At 71.6% G+C, this 21256-nt stretch carries 23 protein-coding genes; 7 read left to right on the top strand and 16 right to left on the bottom strand.

The features are described 5' to 3' along the window. Window positions 1-189 precede the first annotated feature (189 nt). Window positions 190-495, top strand: coding sequence for a hypothetical protein (locus ICW72_RS04670; RefSeq protein ID WP_191085159.1), 306 nt, complete (start codon window positions 190-192; stop codon window positions 493-495). A gap of 13 nt (window positions 496-508) precedes the next feature. Here ICW72_RS04670 and ICW72_RS04675 read toward each other — a convergent pair whose 3' ends face one another. Together ICW72_RS04675 and ICW72_RS04680 are read right to left on the bottom strand one after the other, a co-directional pair. After that, window positions 509-1507, bottom strand: a complete 999-nt coding sequence (locus ICW72_RS04675; protein ID WP_191085160.1) for a serine hydrolase domain-containing protein — start codon at window positions 1505-1507, stop codon at window positions 509-511. Between the two features lie 66 nt (window positions 1508-1573). After that, window positions 1574-2188, bottom strand: a complete 615-nt coding sequence (locus tag ICW72_RS04680) for a DedA family protein (RefSeq protein WP_223880825.1) — start codon at window positions 2186-2188, stop codon at window positions 1574-1576. A 201-nt stretch (window positions 2189-2389) separates the two neighbouring features. Between ICW72_RS04680 and ICW72_RS04685 the strand changes: the two genes are divergently transcribed. Beyond that, window positions 2390-3352, top strand: a complete 963-nt coding sequence (locus ICW72_RS04685; RefSeq protein ID WP_191085162.1) for an AI-2E family transporter — start codon at window positions 2390-2392, stop codon at window positions 3350-3352. 1 nt (window position 3353) lies between these two features. Here ICW72_RS04685 and urtE read toward each other — a convergent pair whose 3' ends face one another. Genes urtE through urtA form a run of 5 tightly spaced genes read right to left on the bottom strand, consistent with a single transcriptional unit; the run spans window position 3354 to window position 8693 of the window. Continuing rightward, window positions 3354-4046, bottom strand: a complete 693-nt coding sequence (gene urtE / locus ICW72_RS04690) for an urea ABC transporter ATP-binding subunit UrtE (RefSeq protein WP_191085163.1) — start codon at window positions 4044-4046, stop codon at window positions 3354-3356. A 3-nt stretch (window positions 4047-4049) separates the two neighbouring features. Continuing rightward, complete coding sequence (gene urtD, locus ICW72_RS04695; RefSeq protein WP_191085164.1) at window positions 4050-4787, bottom strand: urea ABC transporter ATP-binding protein UrtD; 738 nt, start codon at window positions 4785-4787, stop codon at window positions 4050-4052. After that, window positions 4784-5833: an urea ABC transporter permease subunit UrtC gene (gene urtC / locus ICW72_RS04700; protein WP_191085165.1), complete on the bottom strand. Its 1050-nt coding sequence runs from the start codon at window positions 5831-5833 to the stop codon at window positions 4784-4786. Before urtC ends, urtD begins: the two co-directional genes overlap by 4 nt. Then, a complete protein-coding gene (gene urtB, locus ICW72_RS04705) occupies window positions 5830-7425 on the bottom strand; it encodes an urea ABC transporter permease subunit UrtB (protein ID WP_223880826.1) in 1596 nt (531 codons plus the stop codon). The genes urtC and urtB overlap by 4 nt, the downstream gene beginning before the upstream one ends. A gap of 20 nt (window positions 7426-7445) precedes the next feature. Next, window positions 7446-8693, bottom strand: coding sequence for an urea ABC transporter substrate-binding protein (gene urtA / locus ICW72_RS04710; protein ID WP_191085166.1), 1248 nt, complete (start codon window positions 8691-8693; stop codon window positions 7446-7448). Between the two features lie 169 nt (window positions 8694-8862). Here urtA and ICW72_RS04715 point away from each other — a divergent pair, with 169 nt between their 5' ends. Then, window positions 8863-9006, top strand: a complete 144-nt coding sequence (locus ICW72_RS04715) for a hypothetical protein (RefSeq protein WP_191085167.1) — start codon at window positions 8863-8865, stop codon at window positions 9004-9006. 69 nt (window positions 9007-9075) lie between these two features. Here ICW72_RS04715 and ICW72_RS04720 read toward each other — a convergent pair whose 3' ends face one another. From ICW72_RS04720 to ICW72_RS04730, 3 genes are all read right to left on the bottom strand, one after another. Next, on the bottom strand, window positions 9076-9333 hold the full coding sequence (locus ICW72_RS04720) for a hypothetical protein (protein ID WP_191085168.1): 258 nt from the start codon (window positions 9331-9333) through the stop codon (window positions 9076-9078). Window positions 9334-9396: 63 nt separating this feature from the next. Continuing rightward, window positions 9397-10104 carry a hypothetical protein gene (locus ICW72_RS04725; protein ID WP_191085169.1) on the bottom strand — a complete coding sequence of 236 codons (708 nt, stop codon included), beginning with the start codon at window positions 10102-10104 and terminating at the stop codon, window positions 9397-9399. A gap of 71 nt (window positions 10105-10175) precedes the next feature. Next, window positions 10176-10793, bottom strand: coding sequence for a hypothetical protein (locus ICW72_RS04730; RefSeq protein ID WP_191085170.1), 618 nt, complete (start codon window positions 10791-10793; stop codon window positions 10176-10178). A gap of 170 nt (window positions 10794-10963) precedes the next feature. Between ICW72_RS04730 and ICW72_RS04735 the strand changes: the two genes are divergently transcribed. The 4 genes from ICW72_RS04735 (at window position 10964) to ICW72_RS04750 (ending at window position 15932) form a co-directional block, all read left to right on the top strand. Further along, window positions 10964-11449 (top strand): YciE/YciF ferroxidase family protein, encoded by a 486-nt coding sequence (locus ICW72_RS04735; protein WP_223880827.1) that lies wholly within the window; start codon window positions 10964-10966, stop codon window positions 11447-11449. A gap of 83 nt (window positions 11450-11532) precedes the next feature. Next, window positions 11533-12447, top strand: coding sequence for a non-homologous end joining protein Ku (gene ku, locus ICW72_RS04740; protein ID WP_191085172.1), 915 nt, complete (start codon window positions 11533-11535; stop codon window positions 12445-12447). 3 nt (window positions 12448-12450) lie between these two features. Beyond that, complete coding sequence (ligD, locus tag ICW72_RS04745) at window positions 12451-14865, top strand: DNA ligase D (RefSeq protein WP_191085173.1); 2415 nt, start codon at window positions 12451-12453, stop codon at window positions 14863-14865. Further along, on the top strand, window positions 14862-15932 hold the full coding sequence (locus tag ICW72_RS04750; protein WP_191085174.1) for a glycosyltransferase: 1071 nt from the start codon (window positions 14862-14864) through the stop codon (window positions 15930-15932). Before ligD ends, ICW72_RS04750 begins: the two co-directional genes overlap by 4 nt. On the opposite strand, the gene ICW72_RS04755 is transcribed toward ICW72_RS04750, so the two are convergent. Genes ICW72_RS04755 through ICW72_RS04780 form a run of 6 tightly spaced genes read right to left on the bottom strand, consistent with a single transcriptional unit; the run spans window position 15929 to window position 20988 of the window. Continuing rightward, window positions 15929-16498 carry a class I SAM-dependent DNA methyltransferase gene (locus tag ICW72_RS04755; protein WP_191085175.1) on the bottom strand — a complete coding sequence of 190 codons (570 nt, stop codon included), beginning with the start codon at window positions 16496-16498 and terminating at the stop codon, window positions 15929-15931. The two genes, ICW72_RS04750 and ICW72_RS04755, sit on opposite strands and share 4 nt — an antisense overlap. Continuing rightward, on the bottom strand, window positions 16495-17523 hold the full coding sequence (locus ICW72_RS04760; protein WP_191085176.1) for an acyl-CoA dehydrogenase family protein: 1029 nt from the start codon (window positions 17521-17523) through the stop codon (window positions 16495-16497). Before ICW72_RS04760 ends, ICW72_RS04755 begins: the two co-directional genes overlap by 4 nt. 59 nt (window positions 17524-17582) lie before the next feature. Then, complete coding sequence (locus ICW72_RS04765; protein WP_191085177.1) at window positions 17583-18083, bottom strand: sigma-70 family RNA polymerase sigma factor; 501 nt, start codon at window positions 18081-18083, stop codon at window positions 17583-17585. A gap of 34 nt (window positions 18084-18117) precedes the next feature. Beyond that, a complete protein-coding gene (locus tag ICW72_RS04770; RefSeq protein WP_191085178.1) occupies window positions 18118-18288 on the bottom strand; it encodes a DUF1328 family protein in 171 nt (56 codons plus the stop codon). Beyond that, on the bottom strand, window positions 18285-18482 hold the full coding sequence (locus tag ICW72_RS04775; protein ID WP_191086359.1) for a hypothetical protein: 198 nt from the start codon (window positions 18480-18482) through the stop codon (window positions 18285-18287). The genes ICW72_RS04770 and ICW72_RS04775 overlap by 4 nt, the downstream gene beginning before the upstream one ends. Before the next feature lie 58 nt (window positions 18483-18540). Continuing rightward, on the bottom strand, window positions 18541-20988 hold the full coding sequence (locus tag ICW72_RS04780) for a sensor histidine kinase (RefSeq protein ID WP_191085179.1): 2448 nt from the start codon (window positions 20986-20988) through the stop codon (window positions 18541-18543). Between the last annotated feature and the right edge of the window lie 268 nt (window positions 20989-21256).

A 21256-nucleotide genomic window follows, 5' to 3' on the forward strand; every position in this document is an offset into this window, starting at 1 on the left:
CCTGGCGGCGCGATCGGCGCCCCTCGCCGCCCCAAACGGAGGGCGACGCGTTTCCCCGCCGGGCTTTGCCGTCTAGCCTGCCGTCCCGGAAAGCCCCGAAGGACAGCCCATGCCGAGATGTCGCCCAAGGGCCAGGGCGCGCAGCCGCCTCACATCATCCACCTTCGCTGACGGCAAGGCGCCGCGGCGATGAGCGGCAGGGCATTCCTCGCCTGGATCATCCTCCTGGGCGCACCGACGGCCGTGCTGTTCGGCATGCTGGGCGATTTCGGTGGCACCCGCTCGCCGGGCATCGGCGGCGGCGCGTATGATCTGTCCGGGCCCCTCTACGCCACGCTGCTCGTCGCGCTGACGGGCGGCTGGACGGTCGGGGCACTCCTCGCGACCCTGCGGCGGTGGCCTGCCCGCGGGTGGAACCTCGCGCTGGCCGCGGCGGGGGCCGCTTCGCTGCTGGCGGCCCTTCTGCGGCACGGCCATCAGCTTCCCTTCTGGTGAGGCCTGCCGCGCCTCAGCCGCGTGCCAGCATGGGCAGGATGGCTTCTTCCATCAGGCCATGCAGCGCCCGCGCATGGCCCTGCGCCCCGCCCGAGCGCTGGGTGGGGTCGGAGGTCATCACCACCGTGGCGCCGAGCGAGGGCACCACATGGATCATCTGCCCGCCGAAACCCCAGGCATAATGCCGCACCGGCCCGGCGCCGGGCGCGGTGAACCAGGCATAGCCATGCGCGGCCCCTGTGAAGGCGGAGGCCGTGCGCGGCGCGAAGCAGGTGGCCACCCAGGCCTCGGGCAGCACGCGCCGGCCCTCGTGAACGCCGCCCGCGCGGATCATCTCGCCAAAGACCAGCATGGCCCTGGGTGAAAGCAGCATGTCATTGCCGCCGAAGAAGATGCCCTGCGGGTCGAGCGGCCAGGGCGGGATCGCGATGCCGAGCGGCCGGCCCAGCCATTCCTCCGCCAGCGCATGGGTGGAGCGGCGCGCGACGCGTGTCAGGATCGCCGAAACCAGATGCGAATTGCCCGTCGAATACAGCATGGGCCCGCCCGGCTCCGCCACGAAGGGCCGCGCCAGCGCGTGGCGCACCCAGTCCGGGCTCGTCACCCAGCGCCCGTAGTTCACGCCCGAGGTTCGCTCCAGCCCCGCCCGCATCGAGAGCAGGTGGTCCAGCGTGATGCGCTGCAGCCGCGGGTCGGCGTCGCGCGGCAGCCGGTCGGCGAGGATGGGGGCGATGCGCTGGTCCGGCCCCTCCAGCAGCCCGCGCGCGATGGCCGCGCCCGCAAGGGCGGCGATGATGGCCTTGGAGACGGATTTCACATTCACCGGCCGGTCCAGCGCGGGGCCGGCGAAGCGGTGTTCCAGCAATGCCTCGCCCTGGCGGGCCACGATCAGCCCGCGCAGCGGTTCCAGCCGAGCCGCCGCGGCGACGACATTCTCCTGGGCGGCACCGGGGCGGGCGAGGATCAGCGCGGGCACCGCCAGAAGCGTGCGACGTGGAAGGGCGAAGGTCATGCTTCGCAGATAACGCGCCGCCCCGTCCTGGCCAGCAGGGGGTTACCCTTCGTCACGCGCGGCTGGTCACTCCGCCGGCAGGTTGCGCCGCTGCCAGCGCCGCCATCCCCACCAGGCGAGGCCCCCGAGCGCCAGCAGGGCCGCGCCCAGCAGCAAGGGGTGGTCGGAGGCCGCCACCTGTTCCAGCCCGCGCGCCGCCGCATAGCCCGGCAGCAGCATGGCCGGCGCCCAGAGGAAGGCCGAGGCAATGTTGGCGGACTGGAAATGCCGCTCCCGCATGCGCGCCACGCCGGCCAGCAGGGGGGACACCGCCCGCATGGGCCCGAGGAAGCGGCCGAAGAACACCGCGGCCCAGCCCCAGCGGCGGAACAGCAGCAGGCCGCGCGCATAGTTGCGCCGCTGGCTGCGCGGCAGGATGCGCCGCACCGCCCGCGGCCCCAGCCAGCGCGACAGCCAGAACCCCACCGCATCGCCCAATATGGCGCCCGCGATGGCGCCGCCCAGCACCCCCCAGGGGTCGAGCGTGCCCGCGCCCAGCAGCGCCCCGGTCATCACCAGCAGCGCCGTGGCCGGCACGAGCAGGCTCACGCCGGGCAAGGATTCAAGGAAGGTGAGCAGGAACACCACGAGAGGCGCCCAGCCGCCATGGGCCGTGAGCCAGGCTTCGACGGTTTCGATCAAGCGGGGCGTCCTTCGGTCATGACCGCGCATATGGGCGGCGCGGGTGGCATTTCCACGGCGGCGATGGGTCGCGGGAATGTCAAAGCCGCGGGGCAACGCCCACCCAAGGTAGCGCGTTGCAGCGACGGACCACGCACCGCGAAGGAATACCCCCTGCCCCGCCTCGACGATTTCACGCGCCGCCTCACCCAGTTCGGCGCCGTGGCCAGCGCCTTCGCGCTGTTATGGCTGCTGTCCCATGTGCTGCTGCTGCTCTTCGCCGGCATCCTGCTGGCCACCGCCGGCGCGGTCCTGGCGAACGCATTGTCGCGCCTGACGGGGCTGCCGCGCGGGCTGGCGCTGGCTGTGGTGGTGCTGGGCATACCGGCGCTGCTGCTTGGCGTGGTGGCCCTGATGGGCCCGCAGATGGTGCGCGAGGTGAACGAACTCCGCACCGCCCTGCCCGAGGCGCTGGACGCCGCCGACACCTGGCTGCGCGAGGATTCCGGCCTCGGCATCGGCCTGCGTGAAATCCTCGGCGACCCGGCCGATGCCACCGCGACCGTGCCCTGGGCCAGCCTCGCGGCCTATGTCGGCATCGGCGTGGGCGGCGTGGTGAACGCGGTGCTGATCGGCTTCATGGGCGTCTACCTGGCCGCGACACCCGGCTTCTACCTGCGCGGCTTCGTCTCGCTCATGCCGCATGACCTGCGGCCGCGCGTGGCGGATGCGATGCGCGCGGCGGGCGAGGGCCTGCAAGGCTGGCTGCTGGGCCAGGTGATGTCCATGACCGTGATCGGCGTGCTGAGCGGCGTGGGGCTATGGCTGCTGGGCGTGCCCATGGCGGCCTCGCTCGGCGTGCTGGCGGGGCTGCTGGGCTTCGTGCCCTTCATCGGCGCCACACTGTTCACGGCCATCGCCGTCATCTTCGCCTTCTCGCAGGGGGCGATGCAGGCGCTCTATGTCCTGCTGCTGTGCATCGCCGTGCAGCAGCTGGAGGGCGAGGTGATCACGCCGCTGATCCAGCGCTGGGCGGTGGCCTTGCCGCCGCTGCTGACCATCATGGCCGTGCTGGTCTTCGGCACGCTCTTCGGCTTCATGGGCGTGCTGGTGGCCACGCCGCTGATGGTGGTGGTGATGATCCTGGTGCAGCGGCTCTACCTGGACCAGCGACCCGAGCTTTAGCTCAGACCGTCAGCAGCCGGCGCACCGCGGCCTCGTCCAACGCCTCGGTGGGGCCGGCCAGCGCCACCTCGCCGCGGACCATCACCGTGATGTGGTCCGCGAGGTCGCGCGCGAATTCGAAATACTGCTCGACCAGCACCACCGCGAAGTTGCGGTCCCGCGCGAGGTGACGGATCACGCGGCCGATGTCCTTGATGACGTTGGGCTGGATGCCCTCTGTCGGCTCGTCCAGGATCAGCAGGCGAGGCCGCGCCGTCATCGCTCGCGCGATGGCGAGCTGCTGTTGCTGCCCGCCAGAAAGGTCGCCTCCCCGCCGCCGCAGGAATTGCCGCAGGATGGGAAAGAGGTCGAACACCTCCGGGTCCACCTTGCTGCCGCGCGGGGCGGCGGCCAGCGCCGTCTCCAGGTTTTCCTGCACCGTCAGGAAGGGAAAGATCTCGCGCCCCTGCGGCACATAGCCGATGCCCGCCCGCGCGCGATCGGCGGGCGAGAGGCCCGCGAGGTTCCGCCCCTCCCAGGTGATGCGCCCGCCCTGGATGCGCTCCAGCCCCATGATCGCCCGCAGCAGCGAGGACTTGCCCACCCCGTTGCGCCCCAGCACGGCCGCCACTTGGCCCGGCTGCACGGCGAGCGAAACGCCCCGCAGGCAGCGGCTCGCGCCATAGGAGAGGTCCACGCCTTCGACACTCAGCATCGCTCAGCGCCCCAGATAGACTTCGATGACGCGCGGATCGGCCTGCACATGGGTGATGGAGCCCTCGGACAGCACGCTGCCCTCGTGCAGCACCGTGACCCGGCAATCGAGCGCGCGGACGAATTCCAGATCGTGCTCCACCACCACCACGCTGCGCGTGCCCGCGATGCCGCGCAGCAGGGCGGCGGTCTGCTCGGTCTCATGGTCGGTCATGCCGGCCACGGGTTCGTCCACCAGCAGGAGTTCGGGTTCCTGCATCAGCAGCATGCCGATCTCGAGCCATTGGCGCTGGCCGTGGCTGAGCAGCCCGGCCAGGTCCTCGCGCCGGGCGGTGAGGCCGATTTGTTCCATCGTGGCCTCGATGCGCGCGCGCGCCTGGCCCGACAGCACCCAGCGCAGGCAGGCGATGGGCCCGCGCGGGGCTTTCAACGCCAGCTCCAGATTCTCGAAGACGGTCAGCGCGTCGAAGACGGTGGGCTTCTGGAATTTCCGCCCGATGCCCAGCATGGCGATGGCGGCTTCGTCCAGCCGCGTCAGGTCCCGCGCGGCGAAGCGGACGATGCCGGTGTCGGGCCGTGTCTTGCCGGTGAGGACGTCCATCATCGTCGTCTTGCCCGCGCCATTGGGGCCGATGACGGCGCGCAACTCACCGGGTTCGACCAGCAGGGAGAGGTTGTTCAGCGCGCGAAAGCCGTCGAAGGTGACGGTGACGCCGTCCACATAAAGGCCCGCGGTGCTCATGGCTGGCGCCTCCGCAGCAGGCCGATGAGCCCCTTGGGCAGCAGCAGCGTCACGATGACGAACAACAGCCCCAGCACGATCAGCCAGAGGTCCGGCGCCACCGAGGTCAGCCAGGTCTTGAGCGCGTTCACCGAGAAGGCGCCCAGCACCGCCCCCACCAGCGTGCCGCGGCCGCCGAAGGCCACCCACACCACCGCCTCGATGGAATTGCCCGGCGAGAATTCTGAGGGGTTGATGATGCCCACCTGCGGCACATAGAGCGCGCCCGCCAGCCCCGCGATCATGGCCGAGAGCACGAAGACGAAGAGCTTGTGCTGTGTCACGTCATAGCCCAGGAAGCGCGTGCGGCTCTCGGCATCGCGGATGGCTGTCAGCACGCGGCCGAGCTTGGTTTGCGTCAGATGCGCGCAGCCCCAGAACACCAGCACCAGCGTGGCCAGCGAGGCATAGAACAGCGTGGCCCGCGTGCCCGCCGTATTGAGCGGCATGCCCAGCAATTCCTTGAAGTCGGTGAAGCCGTTATTGCCGCCGAAGCCCATGTCATTGCGGAAGAAGGCCAGCATCAGCGCATAGGTCATGGCCTGGGTGATGATGGAGAGATAAACGCCCGTGATGCGGCTGCGAAACGCGAGCCACCCCACCACCAGCGCCAGCAGCCCAGGGACAAACAGCGCCATGAGGAAGGCGAAGGCGAACCAGTCGAAGCCCAGCCAATACCAGGGCAGCTCCGTGTAGCCCAGGAACACCATGAAGTCCGGCAGCACCGGATGGCCATAGACGCCGCGCGGCCCGATCAGCCGCATCAGGTGCATCCCGATCGCGTAGCCGCCCAGCGCGAAGAAGGCGCCATGGCCCAGCGAGAGAATGCCCGCATAGCCCCAGGCAAGATCAATGGCCAAGGCGAGAATGGCGTAGCAGATCCACTTGCCCACCACGCTCACGAGGAAATCCGGGACATGCAGCGGATGCTCGGCCGGCAGCGCGTTGAAGGCCGGAAGTGCCGCCAGCGCCAGCACGCACAGCAGCAGGACGAGGCGACGGTTCATTGGTCGGCCGCGCGCCCCTTCAGCGCGAACAGGCCCTTGGGCCTGCGCTGGATGAACAGCATGATGCCGACCAGCACCGCCACCTTGGCCAGCACCACGCCCGTATAGGGCTCCAGCACCTTGTTCAGCAGCCCCAGGCTGAAAGCCCCGATCAGCGTGCCCATCAGCGACCCCACGCCGCCGAACACCACCACCATGAAGCTGTCGATGATGTAGCCCGTGCCGAGATTGGGCGAGACGTTGTCAATCTGGCTCAGCGCCACGCCGGCCAACCCCGCGAGGCCCGATCCGAAGGCAAAGGTCATCGCGTCCACCCGCCCGGTGCGGATGCCCATGGTGGCCGCGATGCGCCGGTTCTGCACCACGGCGCGCATCTCCAGCCCGAAGCGCGTGAGCCTGATGGCGGCGAAGCAGGCCAGCAGCACGGCCAATGCGAAGAGGATGATCCAGAGGCGGTTCTGCGTGACCGCGACGCCTCCGGGCAGCAGCAGCGTGCCCATCATCCAGTCGGGGCTGATGACTTCGCGGTTCTGCGCGCCGAAGGTGAGGCGCACCACCTGCTGCAGGATCATCCCCACGCCGAAGGTCAGCAGCAGCGTCTCCAGCGGGCGGCCATAGAGGTGGCGGATCAGCCCGCGCTCCATCGCGGCGCCGATGGCGGCCGTCACCAGGAAGGCGGCCGGCACGGCCAAGGGAAGCGACCACGGCGCGAGTTCGGGAATGCCACGACAAAGTTCCTGCACCACCACGGTGGTGTAGGCGCCCAGCATCACGAACTCGCCATGGGCCATGTTGATGACGCCCATCACGCCGAAGGTGATGGCGAGCCCCAGCGCCGCCAGCAGCAGCACCGAGCCGAGCGAGAGCCCTTGGAACATCGTCTCCGCCGCACGGCGCAGTTGCAGGCGGCGATCAATGGCGGCGATGGCGGCCTCGATTTCCGGCAGCAATTCGGCATTGGCGGCACGCGCGGCGAGCAACTGTCCCCGCGCCTCGGGCGAGGCGGAGGCGCCCAGCGCCGCGATCCCCTCCCGCCGCACCGCCACATCCTCCGACGCCAGCCGCGCACCCCCCAGCGCCAGCCCGAGCCGCACGCGGATGGGCGCCTGCGTCTCGCGCGCCAGCGCGGCCTCGATCAACGGGATGTCGGCCGCGCTTCGGTTGCGCAGGATGGCCTCCGCGGCGCGCAGCCGCTCGGCCGGGTCGGGCGAGACCAGTTGCAGCCGGCCCAGCGCGCCACGAAGCGCGCCCCGCACGCGGTTGTTGATGCGGATCAGCGTGGCGCCCTCGGGCGGCGCCGCACCCTGCTGCGGGGCGAAGCTGCCATCGGCCAGCCGCAGCAGCCGCGCATCCGCCATGGCCTGCAACAGCGGAATGGCGCGCGGGTCGCCCAGCAGGCCAAGCCGCTCCACCGTCTCGGCCTGCTGCGCGAAGCCGCCGGCCAGGCCCGGCAACAGCGCCTCATATTCCTGCGCCCGGGCGGGTGCCAGGAACAGCAGCAGGGCCAGCGCGGCGGCCAAGCCGCGCAGCAAAAACCAGGGCATCAACTCCGCCGCTTCCTTCTTCGCGCCACGAAAAGGGGGCGGGCGCATGCCGCCCCCTGGGCTTGGCATCAGCGCCGGCGGTTCGCGTTCTCGGGGATGAAGGGCGACCAGTTCTCGGCCACGATGGCCGTCGGCGTGCGGCTGACGATGTCGAACTGCCCATCGGCGCGGATTTCGCCGATCATCACCGGCTTCGAGAGGTGATGGTTGCGGTGCATCTCCACCTCATAGCCCGAGGGCGCCGCCACCTTCTGCCCGTAGAGCGCCTCGCGCACCGCATCCACGCCCGTGCCGCGCGCGGCGGTGACGGCCTGCGCCCACATCTTGAAGCCGATGAGGGTGGCCTCCATCGGGTCGTTGGTCACGCGGCGCGGGTTGCGGATGTAGTTGCGCCACATGGTCAGGAACTCGGTGTTGGCGGGCGACTGCACGGACATGAAGTAGTTCCACGCCGCGAGGTGCCCCACCAGCGGGCGGGTGTCGATGCCCGCCAGCTCCTCCTCGCCCACGCTGAACGCGACGCAGGGGATGTCCTCGGCGCGGATGCCCTGGTTGCCCAGCTCGCGGTAGAAGGGAACGTTCGCATCGCCATTGATGGTGCTGACGATGGCGGTCTTCTTGCCCTCGCCCGCGAAGCGCTTCACGCGCGCCACGATGCCCTGCCAGTCGCTGTGGCCGAAGGGGGTGTATTCCTCCAGGATGTCCGCGTCAGGAATGCCCTTGGAGTTCAGGAAGCCGCGCAGGATGCGGTTGGTGGTGCGGGGATAGACATAGTCCGTGCCCAGCAGCGCGATGCGCTTGGCTTCGCCGCCATCGGCGCCCAGCAGGTATTCCACGGCCGGGATGGCCTGCTGGTTTGGGGCGGCGCCGGTGTAGAAGATGTTCCGGCTTTCCTCCTCGCCTTCATACTGCACGGGGTAGAAGAGCAGCCCGTTCAGTTCCTCGAAGACCGGCAGCACGGATTTGCGCGAGACGGACGTCCAGCAGCCGAAGGTCACGTCCACGCGCGAAATCTGCAGCAGCTCGCGCGCCTTCTCGGCAAAGAGGGGCCAGTTGGAGGCGGGGTCCACCACCACGGCCTCCAGCCGCCGGCCCAGCAGCCCGCCCTGCGCGTTCTGCGCCTCGACCATCATCAGCACGGTGTCGCGCAGCGCGGTCTCGCTGATGGCCATGGTGCCCGACAGCGAATGCAGCACGCCGACCCGGATCGGCGCCTGCTGGCCGAGGGCGGGCGCGGCCAAGGGGGCGGTCAGCCCGACGGCCAAGGGGGCGGCCAACAGGCCGCGGCGGGTGACGGAATGGCTGGGTTCGCGCATGGCGTCCTCACGGGGGGTGTGAAACCACCTGGAGGTTACGTGCATCGCCGCGGCGCAAACTAAATTTTACGTTTTGAAAATCGGCATTTCTGGACCGCCACGCCTGAAAACGCCCCATACGCGTGCAATTGCATATTTAGTGATCCACCGGGCGTTCATTTTTCGCGCCTTGAACGTGACGGCGCTGCAACCGTGCCACGCCACTCCCGTTAGCTCACCATCGGAAAGGAGATATGCCATGAACAGCATCGTTTATATCGTGGGCGCCGTCGTGATCGTCCTCTTCATCCTGGGCTTCCTGGGGCTGCGCTGAGCGCGCAACAGGATTTCACAGGATATCAAACGGGCCGGCGGCATCAGCCCCGGCCCGTTTTTCATGCGCTCAGCCGGCTGAGGCGGCGGGGATGATCCCGTCACCCGCGGGGTCATGCTCAAGCCGCGTGATCTCGAAGGGCATGGGGCGGGCATCGCCACCCGGGGGCGCCACCATCGCCCACGCCACCAGTCCGCCCTCGACCTGGTGGCGCGGCACCTCGATCGGGCCGGGGGTCACGGGCACGAATACGATGTCCACCACTTGGCCCAGCACGTGACGGTCCGCCCTGCGCAGGGTGAGGCCGATCAATTGGTGCAACGACACACGCAATACTCCAGACAAGAAAAGGGGCGGCGTGAGGAACGCCGCCCCGGTGGGAAGATGGCCTCAGCCGCCCGGCTGTGTGCCACCCGAGGGCTGCTGCGGCGTGGGCGTCCGGTCGGGCTGCTGCGGCGGGGTGGCAGGGGTCTGCGCGGCGCCCGGGCTCACCTGCGGCTGGGCGGCCGGCGCACCGGTCGGGGCGGGCGCCGCCGCGGCCGCGGGGTTGTCCGGATTTTGCGGCGTGCCATAGGAGACAGGTGGCTGGCCCTGCGGCTGCTGCGGCACCGGCGGGCGCTGATCCGTGGTCGCGGTCGGGCTGCCGGGGCTGGGGCCGGCCGGCCCGCCCGAGGCGGCGGGGGCCGTCGTGGCGCCACCGGCACCCGTGCCGCGCGCCTGTCCCGCCGCGCCACCCTGCTGCGCGCCACCCTGCTGGGCCCCATCCTGCTGCGTGCGGGGACGCATGCCCGGGTAATCGCCCGCGCGCGTGCCCGGCACCATGCCGCCAGGCGCGACGCCGCCGCGTTCCGCCGGAGCGGGCCGCGCGGATTCACCCGAGGCCGGGGGCTGCGGCGCCTGGCGCTGCACGGGGGCCTGCTGGCCCTGCCCGGCGGTCGCCGGTGCCTGGGTGCCCGTGGGGGGCGCGCCCGGCGTGGCCGAAGCGGGCGGGGCGGTGGGATTGGGCGCCTGCTGCGCGAAGGCCGCGCCACCAAGCGCGAGGCCACCCGTCAGCGTGACGGCGAGCAGCGGTAGCCGCGTGAAATTACGTTGGGTCATGTCATCCTCCTGCTTGCGCTGCACGAGGCAGCTTGCAGGGAGAACGCAACGCGTCGGCGTTGGTTACCCGTTCAGCCTGCCGAAGGTGCCCAGGAGCCGGCCTCCAGCCCCGCGCGGCCCTGTTCGGCCGTCCATCCCCATCCGACGGCGGCGGTCACGCGCAACCCGTGCAGCCCATGCTCACGCCGCAGCCGGCCGAGCATCCGCCGCGCGGAACGCTGCAGCAGGCGACGCGCGGACAGCGCCTCCTGCCCCGCATCGCGCGGCAATTCGGGATGGAGGTGGACCACCCGCGCATCCGGCGCCAGCAGTGGCACCGCCGCGCGCAGCACGGCGCCGAAGCCCGCGACATCCTGCCGCGCGCCGGGCGCCGAACCCTCCACGCAGACCAGCGCCGCGATGCGGCCACGGCCCAGGAAGGCGGCGTGCAGCGCGGCCTCCTCGCAGGCCTCGATATCGTCCAGCGCGCCCGCGACCAGTTCGCAGCGCCGGCCCTCGGCCTCCACGTCGAGCGCTGTGGAAAGGGCCAGGGCCTCGTCGGCCTGCGCGTGCAGCAGCAGAACGTCCTGCCCGGCGCGCGCGAGATGCCGCGCCGCGGCCGCGGCCAGGCCCATGTTCTGGCCCGCGCTCAGCAGCACGGCGCCTGGGCCGGACGCGCACAGCCAGGCCGCGAAACGTCCCGCCGGCAAGTTCTCCATCATCCCCATCAAGCCGCCCCTCCCGCACCGACGCGAACCGGAACGACAGCCGGACCAGCGGGTTGCCCTGGGTGTCTGAAACTTCATGGATGAACCCCCCGCCGCGATGCCGGTTCCGGAAGCACGGGCGACACGCCCGCTTCATGCAAGGAGAAACGCCCATGTATTCGATGGACAAGCTGTTCCTGACCACCCTGAAAGACGTCTATTTCGCCGAGCGCCAGCTGTTGAAGGCGCTGCCCAAGATGGCCCGCGCCGCGCAGAGCGAGACACTGAAGCAGGCCTTCACCGAGCACCGGGAGGAAACCCAGGAGCAGGTGGCCCGCCTCTCCCGCGTCTTCGAGATCATCGGCAAGCGCGCCCAGGGCCAGACCTGCCAAGCGATGCTGGGCCTGATCGAGGAGGCCGAGGAACTGATGGAGGAGGCGCCGGAGCCCAGCCAGGTCCGCGACGCCGGCCTCATCGCCTGCGGCCAGGCCGTGGAGCATTACGAGATGGCCCGCTATGGCACGCTGGCCGCCTGGGCCGCGATGATGGGGCATGAGGAAGCGGCGCAGCTTCTCCGCCAGACGCTCGAGGAAGAGAAGAAGGCCGACACCCTGCTGAACCGCATCGCCACGCGCGAAGTGAACAAGGCCGCCGCCTGAGGCGCCCGCGCCGCGCCCGTCCTGGGCGCGGCGCAACGCCTGCCCCCCTGCCGCGTTCCAGCCCGGCAGCAGGAGGTTCACCCATGGCGCCGCGACCGAGCTGGCGGGGGCATCTGAAGCTTTCCCTCGTCGCCTGTCCCGTCTCCCTCTTCCCGGCGACCACCGCCGCGAACGAGGTGCATTTCCATCTCATCAACCCCGCCACCGGCAACCGCATCCGCATGCAGACCATCGACCCCGAGGCGGGCGAGGTGGAGCGGCGCGACCTGGTGAAGGGCTATGAGGTCGAGAAGGACCGCCACATCCTCCTCACCGACGAGGAGCTGAAATCCGTCCGGCTGGAGAGCACCCGCACCATCGAGATCGAACGCTTCGTGGATGCCTCGGAGATCGACCGCATCTGGTGGAGCGACCCCTATTTCATGGTGCCCGATGGCAAGGCCGGGCTCGACGCCTTCTCCGTCATCCGCACCGCGATGGAAGAGGCCGGGAAGGTCGCCCTGGCGCGCCTGGTGCTGACCACGCGCGAGCGCGTGGTGGCGATCGAACCGCGCGGGCGCGGCATGCTGGTGACCACGCTGCGCGCCCTGCACGAGATGCGCGACGAGGAGGAGATCCTCGGCGACATCCCCTCCAGCAAGCGCAACGCGCCCATGATCGAGATCGCGGAGAAGATCATCGCGCAGCAGCAGGGCCCCTTCGACCCCGCCGCCTTCAATGACCGCTACGAGGAGGCGCTGCGCGCGCTGATCGCCTCCAAGGAGGATGGCGATGGCGGCGGTGTGACGGCGGCGCCCCCGCGCGAGGACAATGTCATTGACCTGATGGAGGCGCTGCGGCGCAGCCTGGAACAGGGTGGCGGCAAGGGCGGCGGCGGGAAGGCGCGCCCCGCCGCGAAGGCCAAGCCCGCCGCCAAGGCCCCCGCCGCGAAGTCCAAATCCAAGCCGGCCGCCAAGGCGAAGCCCAAGCCTGCGACGCGCCGGCGCGCCGCCGGCTGAGCCATGGCCCGCGCCGCCCTCGACCGCTACCGCGCCAAGCGCGACTTCCGCCGCTCGCCGGAGCCGGAGGGGGGCACACCCCAGGAGGGCCGCCTCGCCTTCGTCGTCCAGCGCCATGCCGCGCGTCGGCTGCACTATGACTTGCGCCTCGAATGGGGCGGCGTGCTGAAATCCTGGGCCGTCACGCGCGGGCCCTCGCTGGACCCCGCCGACAAGCGCCTGGCCGTGGAGGTGGAGGACCACCCCCTCGACTATGCCGGCTTCGAGGGCGTCATCCCCAAGCCCGGCTATGGCGCGGGCGTGGTGCAGCTCTTCGACCGGGGCGCCTGGGCGCCGCTCGACCCGGACCAGGTGGAGGAGAACCTCGCCAAGGGCGAGCTGAAATTCGTGCTCGCCGGCGAGCGGCTGCGTGGCGGCTTCCTGCTGGTGCGCCTCAAGCCCCGCCGCGGCGAGAACCCGCGCCAACCCAACTGGCTGCTCATCAAGGAGCGCGACAGCATGGCCCGCCCCGGCGAGGGCGATGCGGTGCTGAAGGCCGAGACCTCCATCGCCACCGGCCGCACCTTGGCCGCCATCGAGGCCGGCACCGCCGCCATCCCGGATTTCGTGGAACCCCAGCTCTGCCGCCTGGTGGACACACCGCCGAGCGGCGCGGCCTGGCGGCACGAACCCAAGCTGGACGGCTATCGCGTGCAGCTGCGCGTGGAGGGCGGGAAGGCGCGGCTGCTGACCCGCACCGGCCTCGACTGGACCGCGCGCTTCGGCCCGCTAACCCGCGCCGCCCGCGCCTTGCCCGATGGCCTCGTGGATGGTGAGGTGGTGGCCTTGGACCGCAAGGGCGAGACGAGCTTCGCCGCCCTCCAGGCGCATCTCGCGGGTGAACGCGGGGCGACCCTGCTCTACCACGCCTTCGACCTGCTGCACGACGGAAGCCGCGACCTGCGGGGCGAACCCCTGCGCGCCCGCAAGGCGGCGCTGCGCGACTGGCTGCCAGAGGGCGACCCCTGGCGCTTCGTGGGCGATTTCGACGCGCCTGGCGCGCAGATGCTGGCCTCCGCCTGCCGCCTCGCGCTGGAGGGCATCGTCTCCAAGCGGCAGGACGCGCCCTACAGCTCGGGCCGGGGTGAGTCCTGGGTGAAGTCCAAATGCCGGGGGCGCGAGGAATTCGTGGTGGGCGGCTTCTCGCCCCAGGCCTCGGGCCGGGGCCTGGGCGCGCTGCTGGTCGGGCTGCAGCGCGACGGCCGCTTCAGCTATGCCGGTCGCGTGGGCACGGGCTTCAACGCCGCCGCCTCCTCCCGCCTGCTGAAGCGGCTGGAGGGGCTGCGCCGCAAAACCACGCCCTTCGAGCAGGGCGCCCCCGCCCGCCTCAGCGACGTGACCTGGGTGGACCCCGAACTGGTTGTGGAAGTCGCCTATGGCGGCTGGACCGAGGAGGGCATCCTGCGCCACGCCAGCTTCCTCGGCGAACGCGAGGACAAGCCCGCCGAGGCGGTCGAGGCCACGCCGCCGGCCAAGCCCTCTGCCCCGCGCCGCACCTCCGGCGCCCGCCTCTCCAACCCCGGCCGCGTGCTCTGGCCCGGCCCGCCCGCCGTGACGAAGGAGGCGCTGGCCGCGCATTACGAGCGCTTCGCCGACCGCATCCTGGCCCATGTCGCGGGCCGGCCCCTTTCGGTGCTGCGGGCGCCGGGCGGGCTCGGCAAGCCGCTCTTCTTCCAGCGGCACGCGGGCAACGCCCCCTCGCCCGCCCTGCGCGAGGTCTATATCGAGGGGCAGGACAAGCCCTACATGGCGGTGGACGACGCGGCGGGACTCGCCGCGCTGGCGCAGATATCGGCCCTGGAACTGCACCCCTGGGGCGCCACCGCCGCCCGCCCCGAGATCCCGGACCGGCTGGTCTTCGACCTCGACCCCGCCGAGGGCGTGGAGATGCCCGCCATCATCGCCTGCGCGAAGGAATTGCGGGCGCGGCTGAAGGCGCTGGGCCTCACCGCCTTCCCGCGCGTCACGGGCGGCAAGGGGCTGCACCTCGTCGTGCCGCTGGCCATCCCAGCGCGTGGGGCGGCGGCGGATTGGGCGGCGGCCAAATCCTTCGCGCGGCTGCTCTGCACGCTGATGGTGCGTGACGCGCCGGATCGCTACACCGTGACGCTCGCGAAGAAGGCGCGGACGGGCAAGATCTTTCTCGATTATCTGCGGAACGACCGGCTGGCCACGGCCATCGCCAACTGGTCGCCCCGCGCGCGGCCGGGCGCGCCGGTGGCGCATCCCATCGCCTGGTCGGCGGTGAAGCCGGGGCTCGACCCCGCCGCGCTGACCCTGCCCGCCTTGGCCGATGCGCGCATGCCGCCCGACCCCTGGCGCGGCTTCGACGCTGCCGCCATCCCCCTCAACGACGCGATCCGGCGGCTGACCAGGTGACGCCCGCCCTCGCCGTCGCCATCCCCGCGCATGACGAGGCGCGGATGCTGCCGCGCTGCCTGGCCGCCCTGGCCGCGCAGCGCGACGCCCCGCCCTTCGCCGTGGTGGTGCTGGCCAACAACTGCACCGATGACACCGCGGAGGTAGCGCGGCGCCTCGTCCCCCGCCTGCCCTATCCGCTGCATGTGGAGGAGGTGACGCTGCCCGAGAGCGACCGCCACGCCGGCCATGCGCGCGGCCTCGCCATGGCCCGCGCCGCCGCCCTGCTGGGCGAGCAAGGCCTTCTGGCCGGCACCGATGCCGACGCCACGCCGGCGCCGAACTGGCTGGCCGGGCTCGCCCGGCATCATGCGGCGGGGTCGGACGCCATCGCGGGCTGGGCCATCATGGAACGCGCCTCGGCCCGCACCCTGCCGCCCGCCGTGCGGGAGCGCGCGCGGGCCGAGGCGCGGCTCGCCCAATTGCTCGACCGGCTGGCCAGCGTGCTGGACCCCCTGCCCTGGGACCCCTGGCCCCGCCACACCGGCCATTCCGGCGCCAATTTCGCCGTGGCGAAGGAGGCCTATTGGCGCTGCGGCGGCGTGCCCGACGTGCCGCTGGCGGAGGACCGTCTGCTCTTCGCGCGCCTCGCCGAGATCGGTGCGCGCATCCGCCACGCGCCTGATTGCGTGGTGCATGTCTCGGCCCGGCTGAAGGGGCGCGCGGCGGGGGGGATGGCCGATGCGCTCCGCCGCCGCGCGGAGGATGCGGACCCCTTCTGCGATGCCTCCATCGAACCCGTCTCGCATGTTCTGCGTCGGCACCGCCTGCGCCGCGCCCTGCGCGAGGGTGTCGAGATCGAGCGGCTGGCGGGGCGGCTCGGCCTTGCGGGCGCCGAGGCGGTGGCGCTTACCGCCGGGCTGTCGGAGGACCAGAGCTGGGCCAGGCTGCGCGCCGCGGCGCCGCGCCTGCAACCCGTGCCCGTGCCCGCCCTCGAACTGGCGCGCCAGACGCGGGCCGCCGAACGCGCCCTGCGCCGCCTGGGCATCCCCCTGCCCGAGGCGCCGCCGGAGGGGGCGCTGGTTTAGCCAGCCTCCGCGATATCCATCCGGTAGCGCGGGCCCAGCGCCAGGTTCCGCGCGGGCCAATGCGCCGGCAGCGCGGCCAGGAAGCTCAGCGTGGCGGCATCGCCCGACATGGTGCCGTCATTCTCGCCGCGCCAATTCACCAGCAGCACCACGCCGCCGGGGGCGAGGCTGTCCTGGCAACGGCGCGCCAGGGCGTCGAGATCGGCGAAGCCGAGGTAGTAGAGCATCTCCGACAACATGATCAGGTCGAAGCGGCCCTCCGGCCATTCGCCGGGCGCGGCCATATGGTGGAAGACGCCTCGCGGGCAGCGCCGCCGCGCCTCGGCCAGCGGTGCCTCGGCGTGGTCAATGCCCAGGAACTCCCCGCAGCGCGGCGCCAGCAGGGCGGAGAGCGTGCCGATGGAACACCCCACCTCCAGCCCACGCGCGAAGCGGCGCGCCGGCAGGGCGTCCAGCGTGGCCGCGTATTTCGCCGCCTCATAGTCGCTGCCCGCCAGGTCCCAGGGGTCGGGACGCTCGCGGTAGAGCTGGTCGAAATAGGCGGCGGGAATGGAGGCGCGGCTCATCCCAGCACCCCCGCCCCGCGCGCGATGAGGATGTCCGTCGCGCGGTCCAGCGCCGCATCGGGGCCGGGCTGGCGCAGGAAGCTGTCGAGGTCGCGGGCCAGGCGCTCCACCGGCGCGCCGCCGGGGGTTCCGTCCACCACACTGGCAGGCAGCCCGATGCCGCGCCGGAGGCGGGCCAGGACGCCCTCGGCCGCGCGCGTCGTCACCTCGCGCGCCAGCCCGACCCGGGCCAGCGCGGCCTCGCTGTCCTGGCCCGCCTCCACCGCCTCGGCGGCCGCAAGTGTCCAGAGGCGGGTGCTCTCCAGGTCCAGCGCGTTCTCCATCAGCCGCGCGCGCTGCGCCGGGTGGCCGGCGCGGTCATTCGCCAGCAGGTGCGCCCGCATGGCCTCGTCCAGCCGCCGCATTGCGCCCAGTTGCAGCGCGAGGATGCGCCAGATCCCGCCCGAGAAGGCCGGCTGCGCCAAATAGTCTCCCGGCCCCCCGATCACATCCCCTGGCCGCACCCGCAGCCCGTCCAGCGCGCAGGCGCGGCTCTCACTGGCGCGCATGCCGCCGATGGGCCAGGCCGATCCATCCGTGAAGCGCGCCGCCTCGGGCCGCTCGATCCAGACCAGCACCGGACCCTCGGGCGTGCGCGCCGTGACCAGCACGGCGCCCACCGAGGTCGCGCCCGAACAGAACAGCTTGCGGCCCGACATTCGCCCGCCCTCCAGCAGCACGGGCGCAGCGGGGTCGTCGGCACCCCAGATGGCCAGCAGGCCCGCCCCTTCCGCCCGTGCGCGCTGCGCGGCGTCGCCATGCGCGTCCAGCAGGTGAAGGACGTTCACATGTCCCTCGAACAGCCGCCCCGCGCTCAGATCGGCATGGCCCAGCGTCACCAGTGCCTGCCACAGCGCATGCGGCGCGGCCCGCGCCAGCGGCAGCAAGGGTGCCAGGTGGCGCAACGCGGCCGCGGCATTGCGCGGCGGCGCGGCCCGCAACGCGGCGGCCACGCCCAGGGCGCGCGCGTCCAGGCTGGCGGACAAGGGTTGTGCGGGAATGTCCATCGCCCTTGAACGCGCGGCGGGTGGGCGGGGTTACGGGTTCAGACCGAGTCCGGTTCCAGGGTGCTGGAATGGTCCAGCAGCGCCGCCAATTCCTGCCTTGCGCGGAAAACGCGGCTCTTCACCGTGCCCACCGGGCAGCCGATGATCTCGCCGATCTCGGCGTAACTCAGTTCCGCCCCCACGCTCAGCAGCAGCGCCTCGCGCTGGAGGTGGTGCAGCTTGCCCAGCGCCAGCCGCAGCTCCGACTGGCGGAAGGCCCATTCATGGGCGGGGGGCGTGACCAGGGCCTCGGGCGGCGCGTCCTCCAGGGGAACATTGGTTCTCCCATGCGCCGCGACGGTGTTGAAGAAGCGGTTGCGCAGGATGGTGAACAGCCAGGCACGCATATTGGTGCCCGGCGCGAAGCGCTCCCGTGCCGAAAGCGCGCGCAGCACGGTGTCCTGGACCAGATCGTCGGCGTCATGCGCATTGCGGGCCATGTTGCGGGCATAGGCCCGCAGACGCGGCAGCAGCGCCAGAAGCTCCTGTTCGAAGGTCACGCCATGGTCTCCCGGAACCTGGCTCGCCGGCCGGCTATCGGCGCCGGACGAGCCCCGCCAGGAGCGCCACCACGCCAAAGATGATCAGCGCCCAGAACAGGATGCTGGCGACGCCGCCCGCGGCGGCCGCCACGCCGCTCAACCCCAGCACGCCGGCCACGATCGAGACGATGGCCAGCACGATGATCCACCAGACGACCTTCATCGGCCCAACTCCATCCGTGGCCCGGCGGGGGGCGGCGTGGTCGGGCCATCGGGCGTCTGGGGCGGCATTTCCTGCGGGATGGGCGGAAGGTCAGGCCCCGGCGCGGGCGGGGGGACATCGGGCCCGGGCGGCGGGGCGGGCGGCACCTCCGGCGGGGGCGGGTTCGGCCAGGTGGAGGCGACGTGGGACGCCATGGCGGGGATCTCCTTCATCTCCCCGCTTCAACGGCCCGTGGGCCGCCGGGTTTCAGCTTCAGCCGCGCAGACCGGACACGGGCGCCTCGCGGTCGGTCGAGAAGCGGATGTCGCAGGCCAGCCCCTCGGGGCGCCACTGGCGCTCGATGGTGCCGCCCAGCGTGCCCTCGAAGCTGTGGGTGATGATCTGCGAGCCGAAGCTGACGCGCTCCGGCGGGCCCTCCAGCGGCGGCCCCCCGCTCTCGCGCCATTGCAGCACCACCTCCTGCCCGCGCAGCGACCAGCGCACTTCCAGCCGGCCTTCGGCCGTGGAGAGCGCGCCATACTTCGCGGCGTTGGTGGCGAGTTCGTGCAGCGCCATGGAGAGGGGCTGCGCCACATGCGGCCCGACCAGCACCTCCGGACCCTCCAGGGTGACGGGCGCATCCTCCTCGCCCACCCCAAAGGGTTCCAGCTCGTGGTGCAGCAGGTCGGCCACGCTGGCACCCTTCCAGCGGTGGCGGCCCAGCAGCGCCATGGTGCCGGCCAAGGCGCGGATGCGCGCCTCCAGCACCTCGACATATTCCTCATGCGTGTCGGCGGTGGTGACGCGCAGCAGGCCCGTGACGACGGCGAGCGCGTTCTTGGCCCGGTGCTCGACCTCATGGGCCAGCATCTCGCTGTGCGCCTCGGCCTCCTTGCGTTCCGTCACGTCATAGGCGACGCCGATCAGCCGCGCGCCGGGCCCGCCCTCGGGCGGCACGAGGCGCGCGCGCACGATGACCCAGATGGTCTCGACACCGCCCTCCGCCGTGGGGCGGTTGAGGCGGAACTCGCTGCGCAGCCAGCCGGCGCGGTTGGCCATCGCCATCTCGCGGCGCACCCGCATCCGGTCCTCGGGGTGGAGCCGCCGCATCGCCTCCTGCAGGTCGGGCTGGCCCTCGGCGGGGTCGAAACCCCACAGCTCGATCATCTTGGGCGACCAGTTGAGGGTGCGGCTGGCGGGGAACCATTCCCAGGTGCCGATGCCCACCGCCTCCTGCGCCAGGCGCAGCCGCGCATCGCTCTCGGCCAGCGCCATCTGCGTCTCGCGCAACGGCGTCACATCCACATGGGCGCCGCGCAGCACGCGGGGGCGGCCATCGGGGTCGCGCTGGATCTCGCCGCGCGCCGCGATCCAGCGCACCTCGCCCGCCGGCGTCACGATGCGGTAGCTCTGCGCGTAGTCGGTGATGCCGCTTGTCTCCGACACCGCCTCCAGCAGGGTGGATTCCGCCCGATCACGGTCATCGGGGTGCAGACGGCGCACCCAGTCGGCATGCCCTTCCACGGCCGCGCGCGCGGCCAAGCCCTGCAGCGACATGTATTCAGGCGAGCGCAGGCTGACGCCGGTGGCGAGGTCCACCTCGAAGGTGCCGACCAAACCCAGGCGCGCGGCGCGGTTCAGCCGGTCGGCGTCACGCTCCAGGTCCCGACCCAGGGCGGCATTGGCGGCGCGCAGGCGCAGCTGGTCCGCGCGCACGCGCAGGCTCAGCCACAGCAGGGCCGCGCTGGCGGGCAGGCCGAAGAGGATGTAGCCCAACATGGCACGCTGCCAACGGGCCACGATCTCATGCCGCGGGCGCAGCGCCACCGCATGCACGTCGAAGCCTTCGACGGGATAGGCCGCGAAGAGCGCGGGCGCCCCATCCTGCGTGCGCGAGGAGGTGTAGATGTGCGAATGGCGCCGCCCCGCCGCGATCTCGTGGAAGGGGCTGTCCACGGCGACCTGGGGCAGCGGCTCCGTCTGGCCCAGGCTGCGGCTCAGAACATGGCCATCGTCGCGCACCAAGGCCAGGCTGTCCGTCGGCGCCTGAAGGCGGCGCATGCCCTCGGCCAGGGTGTTGGGGTCCACCGACACGCCGATGAGGCCATCGAAGGTCTCGCCCGGGGGGAGGTCATTGCCGGTGTCCTCGCGGCGGCGCGCCACGGTGAACAGCAGCGAGCCCTGGATGCGGCCGCTGAACTGGCGGCTGACGAAGATCTGCGGCGCATCCTCGGCGCGCAGGGCCTCGAAATAATCGCGGTCCGCCATGGAGACGGCCGCCTCCGGCAAGGGCAGGCCCGTGATGAGCAGCGCCCTGCCCTCCCGGCTCACCACATGGCCGAAGGCGGCGTGCGGCAATTCGCGGATGATGCGGCCGAGTTCGCCCTGCAAGCCCGGCCCCGCGTTGAGGACCTGCTCATCCGTCAGCCCGCGCAGGCGCTCATTGATGCGGCCCGCGCCGACGGCATAGCCCGTGAGCGCGCGCGCGCCATATTCCGCGGTGGCCTCGGCCGAGCGGAGCAGTTCCTCGCCCGCCTCGGCCCAGGTGAGGCGCCACATCACCCACCCGCCGCCGCCCAGCATGCACAAAGGCAGCAGCACGGCCATGAGGGGCAACAGCTGCACGAGGCGCGTGCCACGGGTCTGCGGCGCCCGGCTATTGCCGCGCAGGGATTCCGGCAGACCGCCCCGGGCATCGCCCCGCGGCCTGGCTGACGGCATGCTGCCGTTTGGCGTGGCCGTGACCCGAAGCTCGGCGGATTTGGAGGCGTGGGTCACGTCGCGCGCCTTCGGCTGTCCAGATGGAAGGCGATGAACTCGGTCTTTCCGAATGATGCGGCAGCCAAGCTACACAGAAACCCCGCCCGCCGCCACACCTCCGGACCATATTTCAGGCTTGGGCCAGGCAGTTACAGCTAAATAAAAATAACGCACTTCCAGTTGATGGCGCCAGAGTAACAGTCATGCCAGATATGCTGGTGTCCCTGCT

This window comes from Roseococcus microcysteis (assembly GCF_014764365.1).
Taxonomy (GTDB): Bacteria; Pseudomonadota; Alphaproteobacteria; order Acetobacterales; family Acetobacteraceae; genus Roseococcus; species Roseococcus microcysteis.

Coding starts and splice junctions, on each gene's coding strand:
- ICW72_RS04675 (WP_191085160.1), bottom strand. CDS start 1,507: ATGACCTTCGCCCTTCCACGTCGCACGCTTCTGGCGGTGCCCGCGCTG.
- ICW72_RS04770 (WP_191085178.1), bottom strand. CDS start 18,288: ATGAAGGTCGTCTGGTGGATCATCGTGCTGGCCATCGTCTCGATCGTG.
- ICW72_RS04735 (WP_223880827.1), top strand. CDS start 10,964: ATGTATTCGATGGACAAGCTGTTCCTGACCACCCTGAAAGACGTCTAT.
- urtC (WP_191085165.1), bottom strand. CDS start 5,833: ATGAACCGTCGCCTCGTCCTGCTGCTGTGCGTGCTGGCGCTGGCGGCA.
- urtB (WP_223880826.1), bottom strand. CDS start 7,425: ATGCGCCCGCCCCCTTTTCGTGGCGCGAAGAAGGAAGCGGCGGAGTTG.
- urtD (WP_191085164.1), bottom strand. CDS start 4,787: ATGAGCACCGCGGGCCTTTATGTGGACGGCGTCACCGTCACCTTCGAC.
- ICW72_RS04780 (WP_191085179.1), bottom strand. CDS start 20,988: ATGCCGTCAGCCAGGCCGCGGGGCGATGCCCGGGGCGGTCTGCCGGAA.
- ICW72_RS04775 (WP_191086359.1), bottom strand. CDS start 18,482: ATGGCGTCCCACGTCGCCTCCACCTGGCCGAACCCGCCCCCGCCGGAG.
- ICW72_RS04670 (WP_191085159.1), top strand. CDS start 190: ATGAGCGGCAGGGCATTCCTCGCCTGGATCATCCTCCTGGGCGCACCG.
- urtE (WP_191085163.1), bottom strand. CDS start 4,046: ATGCTGAGTGTCGAAGGCGTGGACCTCTCCTATGGCGCGAGCCGCTGC.
- ligD (WP_191085173.1), top strand. CDS start 12,451: ATGGCCCGCGCCGCCCTCGACCGCTACCGCGCCAAGCGCGACTTCCGC.
- ICW72_RS04725 (WP_191085169.1), bottom strand. CDS start 10,104: ATGACCCAACGTAATTTCACGCGGCTACCGCTGCTCGCCGTCACGCTG.
- ku (WP_191085172.1), top strand. CDS start 11,533: ATGGCGCCGCGACCGAGCTGGCGGGGGCATCTGAAGCTTTCCCTCGTC.
- ICW72_RS04755 (WP_191085175.1), bottom strand. CDS start 16,498: ATGAGCCGCGCCTCCATTCCCGCCGCCTATTTCGACCAGCTCTACCGC.
- urtA (WP_191085166.1), bottom strand. CDS start 8,693: ATGCGCGAACCCAGCCATTCCGTCACCCGCCGCGGCCTGTTGGCCGCC.